At 62.9% G+C, this 14,543-nt stretch carries 15 protein-coding genes and 1 tRNA gene; 9 read left to right on the plus strand and 7 right to left on the minus strand.

Annotated features, from left to right (window positions below; genetic code table 11):
• Positions 1 to 7 precede the first annotated feature (7 nt).
• The 6 genes from EV662_RS10525 to EV662_RS10550 are packed head-to-tail and all read left to right on the plus strand — an operon-like array spanning position 8 to position 4,702.
• Complete coding sequence (locus EV662_RS10525) at positions 8 to 319, plus strand: heavy metal-binding domain-containing protein (RefSeq protein WP_132462126.1); 312 nt, start codon at positions 8 to 10, stop codon at positions 317 to 319.
• A gap of 10 nt (positions 320 to 329) precedes the next feature.
• Positions 330 to 1,085: a Fe-S cluster assembly ATPase SufC gene (sufC, locus tag EV662_RS10530; RefSeq protein ID WP_132462127.1), complete on the plus strand. Its 756-nt coding sequence runs from the start codon at positions 330 to 332 to the stop codon at positions 1,083 to 1,085.
• Positions 1,085 to 2,374: a Fe-S cluster assembly protein SufD gene (gene sufD / locus EV662_RS10535; protein WP_132462128.1), complete on the plus strand. Its 1,290-nt coding sequence runs from the start codon at positions 1,085 to 1,087 to the stop codon at positions 2,372 to 2,374. The genes sufC and sufD overlap by 1 nt, the downstream gene beginning before the upstream one ends.
• Position 2,375: 1 nt before the next feature.
• A complete protein-coding gene (locus EV662_RS10540) occupies positions 2,376 to 2,867 on the plus strand; it encodes a YIP1 family protein (protein WP_132462129.1) in 492 nt (163 codons plus the stop codon).
• A complete protein-coding gene (locus EV662_RS10545; protein WP_132462130.1) occupies positions 2,860 to 3,489 on the plus strand; it encodes a Yip1 family protein in 630 nt (209 codons plus the stop codon). The genes EV662_RS10540 and EV662_RS10545 overlap by 8 nt, the downstream gene beginning before the upstream one ends.
• A complete protein-coding gene (locus tag EV662_RS10550) occupies positions 3,482 to 4,702 on the plus strand; it encodes a cysteine desulfurase (RefSeq protein WP_132462131.1) in 1,221 nt (406 codons plus the stop codon). The genes EV662_RS10545 and EV662_RS10550 overlap by 8 nt, the downstream gene beginning before the upstream one ends.
• A 123-nt stretch (positions 4,703 to 4,825) precedes the next feature.
• Here the strand turns inward: EV662_RS10550 and EV662_RS10555 are convergent, their stop codons facing one another.
• On the minus strand, positions 4,826 to 6,349 hold the full coding sequence (locus EV662_RS10555; RefSeq protein WP_132462132.1) for a fused MFS/spermidine synthase: 1,524 nt from the start codon (positions 6,347 to 6,349) through the stop codon (positions 4,826 to 4,828).
• A gap of 122 nt (positions 6,350 to 6,471) precedes the next feature.
• Between EV662_RS10555 and EV662_RS10560 the strand changes: the two genes are divergently transcribed.
• From EV662_RS10560 to EV662_RS10570, 3 genes are all read left to right on the plus strand, one after another.
• Positions 6,472 to 6,548, plus strand: a tRNA-Arg gene (locus EV662_RS10560).
• Positions 6,549 to 7,048: 500 nt separating this feature from the next.
• Positions 7,049 to 7,591 (plus strand): hypothetical protein, encoded by a 543-nt coding sequence (locus EV662_RS10565; protein WP_132462133.1) that lies wholly within the window; start codon positions 7,049 to 7,051, stop codon positions 7,589 to 7,591.
• A gap of 168 nt (positions 7,592 to 7,759) precedes the next feature.
• A complete protein-coding gene (locus EV662_RS10570) occupies positions 7,760 to 8,113 on the plus strand; it encodes a hypothetical protein (protein ID WP_132462134.1) in 354 nt (117 codons plus the stop codon).
• Here EV662_RS10570 and EV662_RS10575 read toward each other — a convergent pair.
• The 6 genes from EV662_RS10575 to EV662_RS10600 all read right to left on the minus strand — a co-directional run bounded on the left by EV662_RS10575 (position 8,085) and on the right by EV662_RS10600 (position 14,460).
• Positions 8,085 to 8,576: a hypothetical protein gene (locus EV662_RS10575; protein WP_132462135.1), complete on the minus strand. Its 492-nt coding sequence runs from the start codon at positions 8,574 to 8,576 to the stop codon at positions 8,085 to 8,087. The two genes, EV662_RS10570 and EV662_RS10575, sit on opposite strands and share 29 nt — an antisense overlap.
• A gap of 559 nt (positions 8,577 to 9,135) precedes the next feature.
• Positions 9,136 to 9,657: a hypothetical protein gene (locus tag EV662_RS10580; protein ID WP_132462136.1), complete on the minus strand. Its 522-nt coding sequence runs from the start codon at positions 9,655 to 9,657 to the stop codon at positions 9,136 to 9,138.
• Between the two features lie 336 nt (positions 9,658 to 9,993).
• A complete protein-coding gene (locus EV662_RS10585; protein WP_207903612.1) occupies positions 9,994 to 10,263 on the minus strand; it encodes a helix-turn-helix transcriptional regulator in 270 nt (89 codons plus the stop codon).
• A 93-nt stretch (positions 10,264 to 10,356) separates the two neighbouring features.
• The gene (locus EV662_RS10590) at positions 10,357 to 11,679 is read right to left on the minus strand and encodes a tyrosine-type recombinase/integrase (RefSeq protein WP_132462137.1); all 1,323 of its coding nucleotides are present in this window, start codon (positions 11,677 to 11,679) and stop codon (positions 10,357 to 10,359) included.
• Positions 11,680 to 12,109: 430 nt separating this feature from the next.
• On the minus strand, positions 12,110 to 12,964 hold the full coding sequence (locus EV662_RS10595; RefSeq protein WP_132462138.1) for a universal stress protein: 855 nt from the start codon (positions 12,962 to 12,964) through the stop codon (positions 12,110 to 12,112).
• Positions 12,965 to 12,975: 11 nt separating this feature from the next.
• The gene (locus EV662_RS10600; RefSeq protein WP_132462139.1) at positions 12,976 to 14,460 is read right to left on the minus strand and encodes a SulP family inorganic anion transporter; all 1,485 of its coding nucleotides are present in this window, start codon (positions 14,458 to 14,460) and stop codon (positions 12,976 to 12,978) included.
• Positions 14,461 to 14,543 lie beyond the last annotated feature (83 nt).

Below are 14,543 nucleotides of genomic sequence, written 5' to 3' on the forward strand. Positions count from 1 at the left end.
AGATACGATGATCGTGACCACCACTCCTTCGGTCGAGGGCAAGACCATCTCCGCCTATCATGGCGTCGTCGTGGGCGAGGCGATCCTCGGCGCGAACGTTTTCCGGGATATCTTCGCCGGGATCACCGACATCATCGGGGGCCGCTCCGGCGCCTACGAGGCGTCGCTGGGTGAAGCGCGCGAAACCGCTTTGCGCGAACTGGAAGAGCGGGCGCGGGCTGTGGGCGGCAACGCGGTGGTCGGCGTCGACCTCGATTATGAAGTGATCAACAATATGCTGATGGTGTCCGCTTCGGGGACTGCCGTCACTCTCGTGTAAAGGAATAAACATGCTGGAAATCAAAAATCTGCGGGCCTCTCTTGAAGAAGAGGGCAAGGAAATCCTCAAGGGCGTGAACCTGACAATCGAGGCCGGCAAGGTGCATGCGATCATGGGGCCGAACGGCTCGGGCAAGTCGACGCTGTCCTATGTTCTCTCGGGCCGCGACGGCTACGAGGTGACCGAGGGTTCCGTGACGCTCAATGGCGAGGATATCCTCGGGATGGAGGCCGAGGAACGTGCCGCCGCGGGCCTGTTTCTTGCCTTCCAGTACCCGGTAGAAATTCCCGGCGTCGGCAACATGACCTTCCTGCGCACGGCGGTGAACGCTCAACGCAAGGCCCGCGGCCAGGAAGAGATGGACGCGGCGAGCTTTCTGAAGGAGGTGCGCGCCAAGGCCAAGGAGTTGAAGATCGACGCCGAGATGCTGAAGCGGCCGGTTAACGTGGGCTTTTCGGGCGGCGAGAAGAAACGCAACGAGATCCTGCAGATGGCAATGCTCGAACCCAAGGTCTGCATCCTCGACGAGACGGACTCGGGTCTGGATGTCGATGCGATGAAACTTGTGGCCGATGGCGTGAACGCTATGCGCAGTTCCGACCGTGGCTTCCTCGTCATCACTCACTACCAGCGCCTGTTGGACCATATCGTGCCCGACGTCGTGCACATCATGGTGGATGGCAGGATCATCAAGACCGGCGGGCCCGAACTGGCGCTGGAAGTCGAGAAAAGCGGTTATGCCGACCTTATCGGGGAGGCGGCGTGATGGGGCTGCCGCAGGCGAAACTGACCGCGACCGAGGCGCGGCTGGCCGCGCTCGACATGCCGAAGGCGCCGGGCTGGTCCAGTCTTGCGCGGGCCGCGGCGCTGGCCCGAGTGGAATCGATGGGCCTGCCGGGGCGGCGGGATGAATACTGGCGGTTTACGGATCCGGCCGAGCTTTTGGCGCCGGCGCCGGTACCGGCTGCGCTGTTCCGGGGCGAGGACAAGCCCGTTTTCGACGACATGGACCGGGTCAAGCTGGTCTTCGTGGACGGCGTCTTTGATGCGGAAGCCTCGGATGACCCCGCGCTCGCGGGCGTCGAGATCAGCCGGCTGGCCGAGGCGCAGGCGCTGGACATTCACTGGGCCGCCGATCTTTACGGTGTGCTCGAGGCGCGCGCGCAGGAACCGGTCGAACGCCCCTTCGCGGCGCTGAACACCGCCTTTGCGACCGATGGTGTGTTGATCCGCGCCACAGGCCGCGCCGAAAAGCCTGTGAACCTTGTCTACCTTCATCACTCGGAGTCGTCCGACGCGGTGCTGCATCACGTGATCAAGGTCGAGGCGGGGGCCGATCTGACCGTTCTGGAAAACGGTCCGGCGGCGGCGCGCTTCAACAAGGTCATGGAGGTTGACATCGCCGATGGCGGCGCCTTCCACCATGTTCGCGTGCAGGGGCGCGACCACGAACGGCGCGCGGCCACGCATCTCTTTGCCCGGCTCGGGCGTGAAAGCACGTTCAAGTCCTTCACGATGACGGCGAACGGCGCGCTTACGCGCAACGAGTGCATCATCGAGTTGACCGGTGACGATGCGGTGGCCCATGTCGCGGGGGCCTGCGTCGGCGATGGCAGTGATTTCCACCATGATGACACCGTGTTCATCACCCATGACGCCGAACGCTGCGAAAGCCGCCAGGTGTTCAAGAAGGTGCTGAAGAACGGTGCGACGGGTGTCTTCCAGGGCAAGATCCTTGTCCAGCCGGGCGCGCAGAAGACGGATGGCTACCAGATTTCCCAATCGCTATTGCTGGACGAGGACAGCCAGTTTCTTGCCAAGCCGGAACTGGAAATCTATGCCGACGACGTCGCCTGTTCGCATGGATCGACCAGCGGTGCCATCGACGAGACAGCGTTGTTCTACCTACGCTCGCGGGGCGTGCCGCGGTCCGAGGCGGTGGACCTGATGGTGCTGTCGTTCCTGGCCGAGGCGATCGAAGAGATCGAGGCCGAGGCGATCCGAGAAGAGATCACCGAACGGCTTGCCCAATGGCTGGCCCGTCATCGGAGGTAAGATGCCGATCACGCAAGAAATTATCGCGACATGGCGCGGTCCCCGCGCCGCGATGCGCCGCCAGTTGAAAGCGGGCCAGCGCGAGGACCGGGCGCTGGCCTATCTGATGCTGGCCTGCTTCCTGATCTTCGTGGCACAATGGCCGCGCCTCGCACGCGAGGCCTATCTCGACTCCGAGATACCTCTGGAGGCGCGGCTTGGGGCGGCGCTTTTCGGTTGGATGGCGCTTGCGCCGCTTTTCTTCTATGGCATCGCGGCGTTCAGCCACCTCTTCGCCCGGATGATGGGCGGCGAGGGCAGCTATTTCGGCGCGCGTTTGGCGCTGTTCTGGACATTGCTGGCGGTGTCGCCGGCCTGGCTGCTTTACGGGCTTGTGGCGGGGTTCCTCGGCGCGGGCGCCGCGCTCAACCTTGTCGCATCAGTTCTGACGGTTGCCTTCTTCGCGATCTGGATGTTGTCTCTGGCCGAGGCCGAGGCGTTCGGCCGTGCCTGAAAGCCAGAGAAATCACTCCATGCCCCACAGCTTTCCGTCGTTGATCGCGCTTGCGCGCGAGACCCTGAGCAATCCCCGCGGCGGCGCCCGGGCGGTTCTGTCCCTCGGGCTACCCGAGGGCGTGCTGTGGCAGATGCTCGTCGCGATTGTCTCGATCAGCGTGCTGCTGACGCAATTGGGCGAATATCTTGTGCCTGCGCCGATGGACCCGCTGACACCGGTATTCCGCGCGAACCCGCTGCTGACGGCGGTCGTGCAGGGCGGGCTTTTGGTGGTGACGGTCTACGCGATCCATGTGATCGGGCGGCGGTTTGGCGGGCGGGGTGATTTCGCCGGTGCGCTGGCGCTGACCGTGTGGCTGCAGGCGCTGATGGTTGGCCTACAGGTCGTGCAAACCCTGTTCCTGGTGGCCTTGCCGCCGGTGGCAGGCCTGGTCGGGTTGTTCGGAATCGGGCTTTTCTTTTGGCTTCTCAGTCATTTCGTCGCTGAACTTCACGGGTTTTTCTCGGCCATCAAGACCTTTGCCGCGATCATCGCCTCGATGGTCGCCATCATCCTCGGCATGAGCTTGTTCATGTCGATTCTCGGCATCACCTTTGGCGGAGCGCTCAGCGATGTATGACGTGGACAGGATCCGCGCGGATTTCCCGATTCTCTCGCGCAAGGTCAACGGCAAGCCGCTGGTCTATCTGGACAACGGCGCCTCGGCGCAGAAACCCAAGGTGGTGATCGACGCCGTCACCCGTGCCTACACGGAAGAGTACGCGAACGTCCATCGCGGCCTGCACACGCTGTCCAACATCGCGACCGACAAGTACGAGGCCGTGCGGGGCATCGTCGCGCGCTTCCTCGGTGCGCGGGACGAGGACGAGATCGTGTATACCACCGGTGCGACGCAGGGCATCAACCTTGTGTCCTACGCCTGGGCGGCGCCGCGGATGGAACCGGGCGACGAGATCGTCCTGTCGGTCATGGAACACCACGCCAATATCGTGCCGTGGCATTTCCTGCGCGAACGCCAGGGCGTGGTGCTGAAATGGGTCGACGTGGATGGGGCCGGCAACCTCGACCCCCAGGCGGTGGTCGACGCGATCGGGCCGCGCACGAAACTGGTCGCGGTCACCCACATGTCGAACGTGCTGGGCACCGTGGTGGATGTCGCCGCCATCGTGAAGGGCGCGCATGACAAGGGCGTGCCGGTGCTGGTCGATGGCAGCCAGGCCGCGGTCCACATGCCCGTGAATGTCGACGCGATCGGCGCCGATTTCTATGTCATCACCGGGCACAAGCTTTACGGCCCTTCGGCATCGGGGGCGATCCACATCCGCAAGGAGCGTTTGGCCGAGATGCGGCCCTTCATTGGCGGGGGTGACATGATCCGCGAGGTCCACAAGGACGTGGTCACCTATAACGATCCGCCGATGAAGTTCGAGGCCGGCACGCCGGGAATCGTCCAGCAGATCGGGCTTGGCGCGGCGTTGGAATACATGATGGGCGTGGGCATGGATGCGATCTCGGCGCACGAGGCCGATCTGGGATCCTATGCGATGTCTCGGCTCAAGGGGCTCAACTGGCTGCAGGTCCAGGGCCATGCCCCGAAACGGGGTGCCATTTTCTCGTTCACGCTGGAGGGGCCGGCACATGCTCATGACATCTCGACCGTGCTCGACAAGAAGGGCGTGGCGGTGCGTGCGGGCCAACATTGTGCCGGGCCATTGATGGATCACCTTGGCCTGACCGCGACCTGTCGTGCGTCCTTCGGAATGTACAATACCCGGGCCGAGGTCGATACTCTGGTCGACGCGCTGGAACTGTGCCGAGATCTTTTCGCCTGAGGCCAAAGCCAATTCCGCGCCCGGCCCGCAGGTCTTGCCCTTACACGCGCTGCGCGTGACTTCGTCCATCCAGGGTCTTGACGGCCAGGGGACTCGATGATCAGCGCGCGGCGCAACTGGCGGTCAGTCGAACAGGTTGCCCAGGCCCACCAGACGATCGATCGGTGCGAAATCGTCGGTCAGGATCGTCGGGTCTTTAGCGGCCATCAGGCGGGTCACGAAGGCGTCGTCCAGCGGCGCGAAATCGGTCGGCTCCGGCGCCGCAAGGGTCAGCGCGTCGACCGGGCTTTGCGACTGGCCCGCCAGCAGAACGAAGACGCGACGTTCTTCGGGTTCGGGCGGCCGCATCTCGGTCCAGACCTCGACGGACGGAAACACCGTTTTCAGCGTCGCGACCAGCGCGGTCAGCGCCTCCAACCGGTCGACATGGTCGATCACGTTCATCGCATAGATACCGTCGGGCGTCAGCCTGTCGTGTACCAGTTCGAAGAATTCGCGCGTGATCAGGTGTGAGGGGACGGCGATATCGGTAAAGGCATCGCCCACGATCACGTCATAGCGGGTGTCGGGCCTGTCCAGCAGCGCCCGGCGCGCATCCTCGTGCAGAACCGTGGCGCTTGCCGGGTCGAACCAGAAATCGCGCGCGGCGATCCGGGTCACCTCGGGGTCGATCTCGGCCACTGTAATTCCGCCGATGCCCCGCGCCGCCCAGGCCCGCGGAACGGAATAGCTGCCGCCGCCGATGAAGAAAGACCGGAATGGCCGCCCCGCCATCCTCATGCGCGGCAGCCCGTCCAGCATCGCCCCGTGCTGAGTCTGCATACGCAGCGGTTCGTCCCGGGCGGTAATCCCGTGGGCCAGATGATCCAGCACCATCAGCCGCACCGTTCCGGGTCGTTCGGGAGTCATTTCAACGGTTCGTATACAGAAATAATGGCTTTCGCTGTCGCAGATGCGCGGCAATCCAAGGCCGCCCACGGCCAGACCCAGGGCGGTCGCCAGCACCACCAGCATCGGCGTGGCGCGAACTGCCCCAATGCCGGCTAGTTGGAACAACGCGAGCGCGATCATGGCATAGGTCGCGGTCACGGCTGACAGGGTGGCCACCGAGCCCAACCAGGAGATGAACAGGAACCCGGCCAGCAAGGTACCCGCGATCGCTCCGATGGCGCCGGCGGCGAACATTGCGCCCAGCGCATGGCCGGACTGGCCGTCCCTGCGGATCGCGACGACAGCCAAAACCGGGGCAGGGACGCCTGCAAAGAACGACGGTAGGAAGAAGACCAACGCCGTCAGAACCGTGATCGCGGCCAGCGGATCGGGCACACCGTGCAGCACCGGCTCTGCCAGCTGGCGCAAGACAAGCGCCGCCCCCCCGGTGGTCAGCGCCGCGCCCACGATCGCCCAACCGGTGCGCTTCAAGGCGGCCGTGCTGTCGCGTTCGGCGATGCGTCCGCCCCACCAGTGACCGGCGGAAAACCCGGCCAGGACAACCGCGATGATCGATGTCCAGGTATAAAGCGACATGCCGACATAGGGGGCGATCATGCGTCCGGCGACGATCTCGACCACGAGGCTCGCGGCCGAGACGGTCGCCTGCAAGGCGACAAGCAACCAGAGCGGTGCAGATCGGTCGGTTTGGGTCATGGCTGGGCCTGAAAGCGTCCTGTCGCAGCCATTAACGGTTCGCCCGAACCGCCCGGCAAGTGAAATCTCGCGAGGATTTCCGATTGCGGGCACTGATTTGCACGGCTATACCGCGCATGGAAGCACCCGTAGCTCAGCTGGATAGAGCGCTGCCCTCCGAAGGCAGAGGCCACAGGTTCGAATCCTGTCGGGTGCGCCAATAAAATCAATAACTTGACCGCAATGCGGGGCTGACTAAAGCTGATTGGGTAAGCGATGGGTAAGCGAGCGCTAGCGGTAGTTGTCTTGATGACTCGCATTTGCCGCGCCGCAACGTATCCGGGTGATCCACGTTCGTCGGTGGGTCGTGGACGCTGAAATATCGGGAGTCGCCACGCGACCTAGCCTCGATGTGCTGGCGCAGGACTGGCCGGACCGGAAGGGCGCTGCGCTACGCGTTCCTTGGCGAGCCTGTCACGCGCGGTGCATGCCCGGATGCAGACGCGAAGGGCTGACCAAGTTGGGGGTCGGCGACCCAATTCAAGCTGTGCCCCCATCCGCCCTTGCAGCGCCCCGGAGAGCGCGAAGGGGGAGGGGGTCAATCGCGAGGTGGGCGGGGGTAAAATCGCGCCTCACTAGGCAGTGTGTCCACCCTCGTGCGAGCAAGTTCACATTTTTTTCTGTTTTGGTAAGAATGATGCCCAGACACATGGAGATGCCATGAGACGTTTGGCCCTCGTAGCGGTGTTTTCAGCGATCCCGGTTTCAGGTCTCAGTCAATCTGAGCCTGAGCCATTGCCTACGCGCTACCTGTGCGTGAGGTCCGCGACGCCAGACCCTGACGAGATGCCGACGACGGTCCTTGAGATGCTCGACTATGTCAGGCGCCAACTGAGCGCGGCGCGCATTCTTGAATTTAATGGAGCAACGGCGGACTTCGAGCAATCCCTGCCTGCTGACCCCTATCATGTGCAAGCCCGTCACAACGAAGTGTCAATCATGAGCCGTGGGTATCTCATGGACGGGGGACCGCAATGCGCCGCGCATAGCGCCGCAGACCCTTTGCGCGCCTGCAATTGGAGCTTTCGAGAGATCACCGATCAGGACCAGTCGTCCGACAGTGTTCGTCTCGTGTGGGAGACTGCGGTTTTGGATGGAAACACGCTTAAAATCACAAGCATCGTCAGCGGCCAAGTCTCGGACACGGTTGAAGTTTTCGACTGCGAAGAAGCTGATGAGGTTGAGCGCCATCTGAATCGCTGAATGGTGCGGTGCCTTTCTCGCGGGCTCTCGGTGGTGCATCTTGCCCCCATGCCCAACGTTCGCGCGCTCCATACCCCGACACCCCGCATCTCCGCGAAAGTCCGTGCCGCCGTCGAAGCCCGCGTGAGGCAGGGCGCCAGTCTTGCCGAGGCGGCCAAGGCGGCTGGCATGTCCAAGAACGGCTTCCACAAGGCGCTGAAGCGTCCCGCGGTGCAGGACTACATGCAGGAGGTGCAGCGCGCCTTTGTGGCCGAGGTCGAGGCCAGCCGCGCAGTCTACAAGGCGCGGGCCTTGGAGGCGGCGCTAGAGCTCATGCAGAACGCCAAGAGCGAAGCGGTTCGCGCCCGGATGGTCGAGTTCCTGGCCGGTGACGGGAAGGCGCCCCAGGTGGCGGTGCACGTCGATGCCCGGCAGGTTGGTGGTTACGAATATCCGCGACCGGGCGAGCGTGTGGTCGAGATAGCCTCTGCCTCTAACACACTCGCGGAGTGTTCTAAGCACCTGCCCATCCGGCTGCCTTAAGGTCGCTTTGCGCCTCAAAAATCATACGCATGCGACGCTTGTTCTGCACGCGGGCGTGTAGGTAATAAAACGCGCTAGCGGCCAAAGCGCACAATAGGCCCGCACCGTTCGCTGCAGGGAATGCAATCGCCAAGACCATTTCGTTGAGTGTCGTAAGCGCGAGTGCGATGGGAACTGCGGCTGCCTCTTCTAGATATGCTGGCGCCCCCCTTGCGTTCGCCAGTTTCTCCGCTTCGGTATATAGATCATGCGAGGAGAGTTCTGGCGAGAAGCGTGATTCGACCTGCTCTTCAACTTGAGGCTCTGCCTTGCCAACTGGCGTGTCAAACCTCGTGAGCATCTGCGCCACGCCATCCCGCACCCTTATCGCTTCCCGCCTCTTGCTGTCTGAGAGGTTGGGATCGGACAGGATGTCCTCCATGCGCTTGTAGAGACGCTGAAGCCGAATTTGTTGCGGTTTCATTGCTCCTCTCCCCGGGTCCAGACCGCGCGTGTTCTTCGCCTATTCACGCGAGAGACCCTATCACAAAGCGAAGGTTGTCGTGTCGGGGTTTCGAGGGTGCTGTTGTCGCTGGCTTTGATGCCCGATAAAGCCGCGACGGGGCGGCCCATACTATGCGGCGGCGTCCACAAGGCTGCCCAGGCGTCTCCATACGGCGTTCTAACGGAGCCCAAAGCATCGAGAGCGTTGTTCGACGTGCCCAGACATTTATCCCCTGATAATCGAAGTTGACCGAACGGGCACCGCGAGAGGAAGAAGCCGGGAAGCGGAAACGCCCGAAATACAAAGGTCATGCTGACACGGGCTGGTTCGCCAAAGTGGGAAAGAGTGGAGTTCTTCGCGGGCGAGCGACAACGACTTTGCCCCGTGTCGATGCTGTACCCTTCTGATGTTCCGCTGTGGCTTGGGAAAGGGTTCAGCGGGACCCCTTCGGTGCGGTTCTGAGCGCAGCGCTGGTGCTGGCTCTATTTCTCAGCAAACTGCGGGACGTTTCAGCCAAGGCGACGAGCGTGGGTCGCGGTCACGGTGGCCACAGCGAAATGACTTTGGCGGATGAGCGATGCGCGTCGGCGTCCTCGATCACCTCGGGATGGTCAACGGGCCAATCAGGGCCACGGCTCGGGGGGGGCTCCCCTTTAGAGGATTCTCTACTTAATGGGGTTGAATTTGAACCGGTTGAAAAACGACCCCTACAACCCCGAATATCGGCGGTTTCTAAGGGTTGCTTTTTGGCCCTTAGAGGGGAGAAGTCTGTGCGCACTCGAAAGCCCACAATTTCCTGCTTTCCGGTATCGGAATTTGGCCCCCGAACGCGGGTCGTCTCAAGATAACCGCCGAGAACGAGTTCCTTCCGATATTTCTTGTATCTCGCGCGGCCCCACCCGAGGTGGCGGCAAACGTCCTCGATGCGCAACACCCAGGCCGGGTCGTGGCTGGAAAGATAGATGAGCAGAAAACGTGCCTCGCTGGAAAGTTCGTGCTCGTCCAGAAGTTCGCGGGGCACTTTGTGGAAGCCGGGCCTTGCCTTGCGTGTCTTCGTCATCTCCGCCCCCCGCTAGCCACCAAGGCCAGCCAGAGGCGCAAAGCCATTCGCAGGCTGGAGCAACCGCACAGAGACAGCGCACGCCCGTCTGCGGCGCTCTCCGCGCCTCTCAGGGCCATGACGCGCCAGTAGCCATTGCGGCGTTCGAGGCGGTAGTGCCGATCCAATTGCTCGGCCACGAAAGGCGAGATGTCGGACGCTTCGCGGTGATCGCCGCTACCATGGTGTTCGGGGGCGACGTCAGCTATGAAAGGGAAGCCCGGTTTTCCGACAGAGCATCCCCGCCCCGTGCGCCGCGTCGTCGGCGCCGGGGCGTTCTCTTCTTTGGCCATGGCCTCACGCTGCGTCGTTCGTGTGACGCTGGACAGGTCCGAGCGCCTCGGCGGCCCAGGCATCAAGGGCTTCCACAGGATAGACCGTCCGCCGTGCTCCGAACCGCCGGAAGGCCGGTCCTCCACCTGTCGAGCGTTTCTTGGCCAGCGTCTTTGGGCTGATCGGGATACCGTGTCGCTGGCTCAGGTAGAGGGCCGCCAAGTCGGGGGACAGCATAGGCGGCAGCGGCGAGGGAAGGACGGTCGGAATGGGGTTGTTCTCAGTATTCGTCATCTTAGACGACTCCTTTTCAGAGATGTGCGCCTAAGGCTGGGGTGATCGCGCTCCGAGTGGTATGCACACTCGCCGATTGGTCCCGATCCCGCTCTATCTGGGCCTTCGTTTTGCTTTCATAACAAAGACTTCCGCTTCTAGCGGGCTGTCTCCAAGAGCCATTGCGATGTGCTCGGCAACCCGATCGGCAGCGGCGATCAAGACTGAATCAACCCGGCCGATATAGCCCTCGGTCACGCTGCCAGAAGAATGGCCCAAAAGGGCCTTCACGGTTGGAAGGGTCAGGCCCAGCCCGTTGGCCGTGGTCGCGAGGGCATGGCGCAGATGGTGCAGTCCGAAGCCTGTCAGCGCCTCGCGATCTTCCTCGGCAAGTTCGGGGTCGTTGACGATCCGTGCTAACGCTCGCGGCATACCCCCGAAGGAACCACTGCCCGAACGAACGGCGGGAAACACGAAGCCCTTGCCATCGGAGTAGGGCCGCACGCCGCCCAGAAGGTCGGAGACACGTCGCGCCATGGGGCGGGTGCTGTCGCCGGTCTTGGTCGCGGTCAGTCGCAGCGCGCGGTGTTTCTCGTCAACTTCGGACCAGCGCAGTCCAACTGCCTCTCCCGCCCGCATCCCCGTGAGTGCGACAAGTCGGATGATCGCCACCGCCTGCCACGTCTCCCCCTTCGCCTCTGCCAACTGGATCGCGTTTCCGAGGGCAGCATAAAGACGATCAGGATCATTCACGGAACGGCGCCCGTCCTTGGGAAGGCGGACCCCTAGGGCCGGGTTTGCGTCGATCACGCCCTGCTCTACGGCATAGGTGAGGATTGCGGAAAGCAACCCGGTTGTCCGCTTCGCCGTGCCCTGTCCGCCTTCGACAATGGCTCGGCCCCGCGGCTTGCCCGTCAGGACGTCCGCGGCGGTCTTGCCCGTCTTTACAGCAGCGAAAAAGGCGGCAACGTCCTTTCGGGAGAGGTCGCGCACCGGTTTCTTGGCTAGAAGAGGCAGAATGTGTCGTTCGATCCGCCCACGATCCGTGGCGATGGTGCTTTCGGATTTCGGCGCCCCACGTCGGGTAATGAGATTCCCGGTCTCGACGGCTTGCATGTAGTCCGCGCAGAGGTCCGCCACGGTCCAGGCATTGCGGATAGCATCACGTTCTGCACGCGGATCGCCCCCGAGGCGCACGCGGGCGAGTTCCTTGCGCGCAGCCGTCCGGGCTTCGTCCACCGTTAGGACCGGAAAGCGGCCCAAGGTGACGCGCTTCGATCTTCCGACAGCGTCCCGATACTGGATGACGAAGCTGCGTGTGTCGGGCGCCTTCACTCTCAGTCCGAAGCCCGGAAGGTCGGTGTCCCAGATGAACAGGTCCGCATTGTCGGTCTCGGCCTTGCTGACAAGCCGTGTCGTGATCTTGGCTTTTGGCATAGGGTGCCCCTTTTGAAAGAGGGTAAGCGTAAGGTAAGCATGGGTAAGCAAGCTCGGGCGCGCTTTAGTAACGACTAGAGTACGGCGTTTGCCATAAAATACAAGCTAAAACGGCACTATAGTATGAATAGGGCGGGATCAGAAATGATGGGGAATACCTTGTGTTCTGCCCTCCGAAGGCAGAGGCCAGAGGTTCGAATCCTCTCGGGTGCGCCAGCGTATTCTTGGCCTTCGTAGAAGCAAATTCCGTGTGGACCCGTTGCGAAAATCGGCAGCCGGGGACGAATTGGCACGGGCGACAGCGACGGGACGAGGTTTGGCGGTTATTGGTGAAAGGGCGGCTCCAGGTCAGCCAAGCCCTGAACCCTGCCAATTCGCGTGATCCGGCGTGTGGTGATGACGGGCCCTGTTGGGGTGTGCCCGTGGTGTCTCACCGCATCAGCACCACCGGGACTTTGCATGACCGGATCATCTCGGTCGTGGTCGAACCTATGACCATCGTGCGGATCCGCGAGTGCCCATAGGCGCCCATCACGAGCAGATCGACTGTGCCGCCCTCGACCATCTGGGCCAGTGCCTTTTCGGGCGCGCCCTTCAGCACTTTGATTTCTGCTTCGTGGCCGCCGGCCTGCAGGGTGGCACGCGCATTCTCAAGTGCCTTGCGCAATTCGGCCGTACCCTGGCCGGCCGTGGCCACCGTGACCTTGAGACCGGCAAAAAGCGGGTCACGCGCCACGTAATCGACCGCTTTCATGGACGATACGCCGCCGTCATATGCGATCAGCACGCGTTCGATGGGCCGAAACGCGCGGTTCGCGACGAACACGGGTTTGTGGCTGGCGCGTACGATCCGTTCGAAATTCGATCCCAGATGCGCTGCGGCATTTCCGGCGGCTTCGCCGCGCTTGCCGATCACGATCATGTCGGCGATCGCTTCCTTGGCCTCGACAGTGGCGACGATGTCATCGTTTCGCAGTCGAGTTATGACCTCGTCGACGCCGTCGGCCTCGATCAGCGCCTTGGCGTCTTCGAGGATCGCTCGGCCTTGCGCCTGGGCCAGCTTGGCGTGTTGCTCGTCCAGCGCGCTGAGTTGTTCCATCAGCTTGGATCGCGCGCCCAGTTTGATCGAGCCCGACAGGTCACGCCGGCCGGGCGTGCGGCGCGGATCGAGCACATGGTACAGTTTGACCTGCGCGCCCGTGCGCCTGGCGATCCAGGCGGCGTGGTGGCAAACGCTTTCCGAATAGGCCGACCCATCGACCAGTGCCATCAGGATTCCCGACATCTCTTGCCCCCTCAGTGGCCCAGCAATTCATCAATCGCGCCCGGCTTGTCGTGTACGGCCAGCTTGTCGACGATTGTTTCGGATGCGGCGTTCATGCCCTTTATCTCGACCTCGGCGCCCTCGCGGCGGAACTTGAGCACGGCCATGTCCAGCGCCGCAACGGACGAAACGTCCCAGATATGGGCGCGGCTGACGTCGATGGTGACGCGCTCCAGCGCCTCCTTGAAGTCGAACGCCTTCATGAAGTCCTCGGTCGAGGCAAAGAAAAGCTGGCCTTCGACGGTGTAGGTCCGGGTGCGCCCATCGGGCGAGATCTCGGAGGTGACGCGGAATAGCTGTGCGATCTTGCCCGCGAAAAAGATGCCCGACAGCAATACGCCGACCAGCACCCCGATAGCGAGGTTGTGCGTGTAGACCACGAAGAAAACCGTCGCGAGCATCACGACGGACGAGGACCGGGGGTGATCGCGCAGGTTCCGTATCGACGACCACGAGAATGTCCCGATCGAGACCATGATCATGATCGCCACCAGCGCGGGCATCGGGATCTGGCCGACCAGGTCGCCCAGCACCACGATCAGGAATAGCAGCATCGCGCCCGCGGTGAAGGTCGACAGTCGCCCGCGGCCGCCGGATTTCACGTTGATCATGGATTGGCCGATCATCGCGCAGCCCGCCATCCCGCCGATGAAGCCGGTGCAGGTGTTCGCGATGCCCTGTCCGATGCATTCCTGATTGCGGTTGCTGGGCGTGTCGGTCAGGTCGTCGACGATGGTTTGCGTCATCAGGCTTTCCAAAAGTCCAACCGTGGCCACGCCGATGGAATAGGGCAGGATGATTTGTAGTGTTTCCAGCGTCAGAGGGATGTCGGGGATCAGGAACACCGGCAACGTGTCGGGTAGTTCGCCCATGTCGCTGACCGTGCGCACGTCCAGTCCCAGTGCCATCGTCACCGCGCTGAGCACGATGATCGTGACCAGCGGCGAGGGCACCGCCGTCGTCAGAAGCGGAAACAGGTAGATGATCGCAAGCCCCGCCGCGACCATGACATAGGTGATCCAGCTCACGCCGATCAGTTCAGGCACCTGGGCCAGGAAGATCAGGATCGCCAGCGCGTTCACGAACCCGGTGATCACCGACCGCGAGACGAACCGCATCAACGCCCCCAGCCGCGCCAGTCCCGCGCCGATCTGGATCAGCCCCGCCAGCACAGTCGCGGCCAGCAGGTATTGCAGCCCATGTTCCTTGACCAGCGTCACCATCAGGACCGCGGTCGCCGCCGTCGCCGCCGAGATCATACCGGGTCGCCCGCCGGTGATTGCCACGATCACCGCGATCGAAAACGAGGCGTACAGCCCCACCTTGGGGTCGACGCCGGCGATGATGGAGAAGGCGATCGCCTCGGGGATCAGCGCCAGCGCCACCACCAGCCCGGCGAGGATGTCGCCGCGGATATTGCCGACCCACTGGTCGCGATAGGCATGGATTGCGTTCATAGGTCACCCCGATGGCGGCGCGTCTAGGGCGATCCGCGGCAGACGCGGAGCACGCGTGCTGATGTTGGTTTTCCGGAAGAATG

Source organism: Rhodovulum marinum (assembly GCF_004343075.1).
In the GTDB taxonomy this organism is placed as follows: domain Bacteria; phylum Pseudomonadota; class Alphaproteobacteria; order Rhodobacterales; family Rhodobacteraceae; genus Rhodovulum; species Rhodovulum marinum.

What these genes read in the sequence shown, in the direction of transcription:
- EV662_RS10525 (WP_132462126.1), top strand. Translation starts at nt 8, where the DNA reads ATGATCGTGACCACCACTCCTTCGGTCGAGGGCAAGACCATCTCCGCC.
- sufC (WP_132462127.1), top strand. Translation starts at nt 330, where the DNA reads ATGCTGGAAATCAAAAATCTGCGGGCCTCTCTTGAAGAAGAGGGCAAG.
- sufD (WP_132462128.1), top strand. Translation starts at nt 1,085, where the DNA reads ATGGGGCTGCCGCAGGCGAAACTGACCGCGACCGAGGCGCGGCTGGCC.
- EV662_RS10540 (WP_132462129.1), top strand. Translation starts at nt 2,376, where the DNA reads ATGCCGATCACGCAAGAAATTATCGCGACATGGCGCGGTCCCCGCGCC.
- EV662_RS10550 (WP_132462131.1), top strand. Translation starts at nt 3,482, where the DNA reads ATGTATGACGTGGACAGGATCCGCGCGGATTTCCCGATTCTCTCGCGC.
- EV662_RS10555 (WP_132462132.1), bottom strand. Translation starts at nt 6,349, where the DNA reads ATGACCCAAACCGACCGATCTGCACCGCTCTGGTTGCTTGTCGCCTTG.
- EV662_RS10565 (WP_132462133.1), top strand. Translation starts at nt 7,049, where the DNA reads ATGAGACGTTTGGCCCTCGTAGCGGTGTTTTCAGCGATCCCGGTTTCA.
- EV662_RS10570 (WP_132462134.1), top strand. Translation starts at nt 7,760, where the DNA reads ATGTCCAAGAACGGCTTCCACAAGGCGCTGAAGCGTCCCGCGGTGCAG.
- EV662_RS10575 (WP_132462135.1), bottom strand. Translation starts at nt 8,576, where the DNA reads ATGAAACCGCAACAAATTCGGCTTCAGCGTCTCTACAAGCGCATGGAG.
- EV662_RS10580 (WP_132462136.1), bottom strand. Translation starts at nt 9,657, where the DNA reads ATGACGAAGACACGCAAGGCAAGGCCCGGCTTCCACAAAGTGCCCCGC.
- EV662_RS10585 (WP_207903612.1), bottom strand. Translation starts at nt 10,263, where the DNA reads ATGACGAATACTGAGAACAACCCCATTCCGACCGTCCTTCCCTCGCCG.
- EV662_RS10590 (WP_132462137.1), bottom strand. Translation starts at nt 11,679, where the DNA reads ATGCCAAAAGCCAAGATCACGACACGGCTTGTCAGCAAGGCCGAGACC.
- EV662_RS10595 (WP_132462138.1), bottom strand. Translation starts at nt 12,964, where the DNA reads ATGTCGGGAATCCTGATGGCACTGGTCGATGGGTCGGCCTATTCGGAA.
- EV662_RS10600 (WP_132462139.1), bottom strand. Translation starts at nt 14,460, where the DNA reads ATGAACGCAATCCATGCCTATCGCGACCAGTGGGTCGGCAATATCCGC.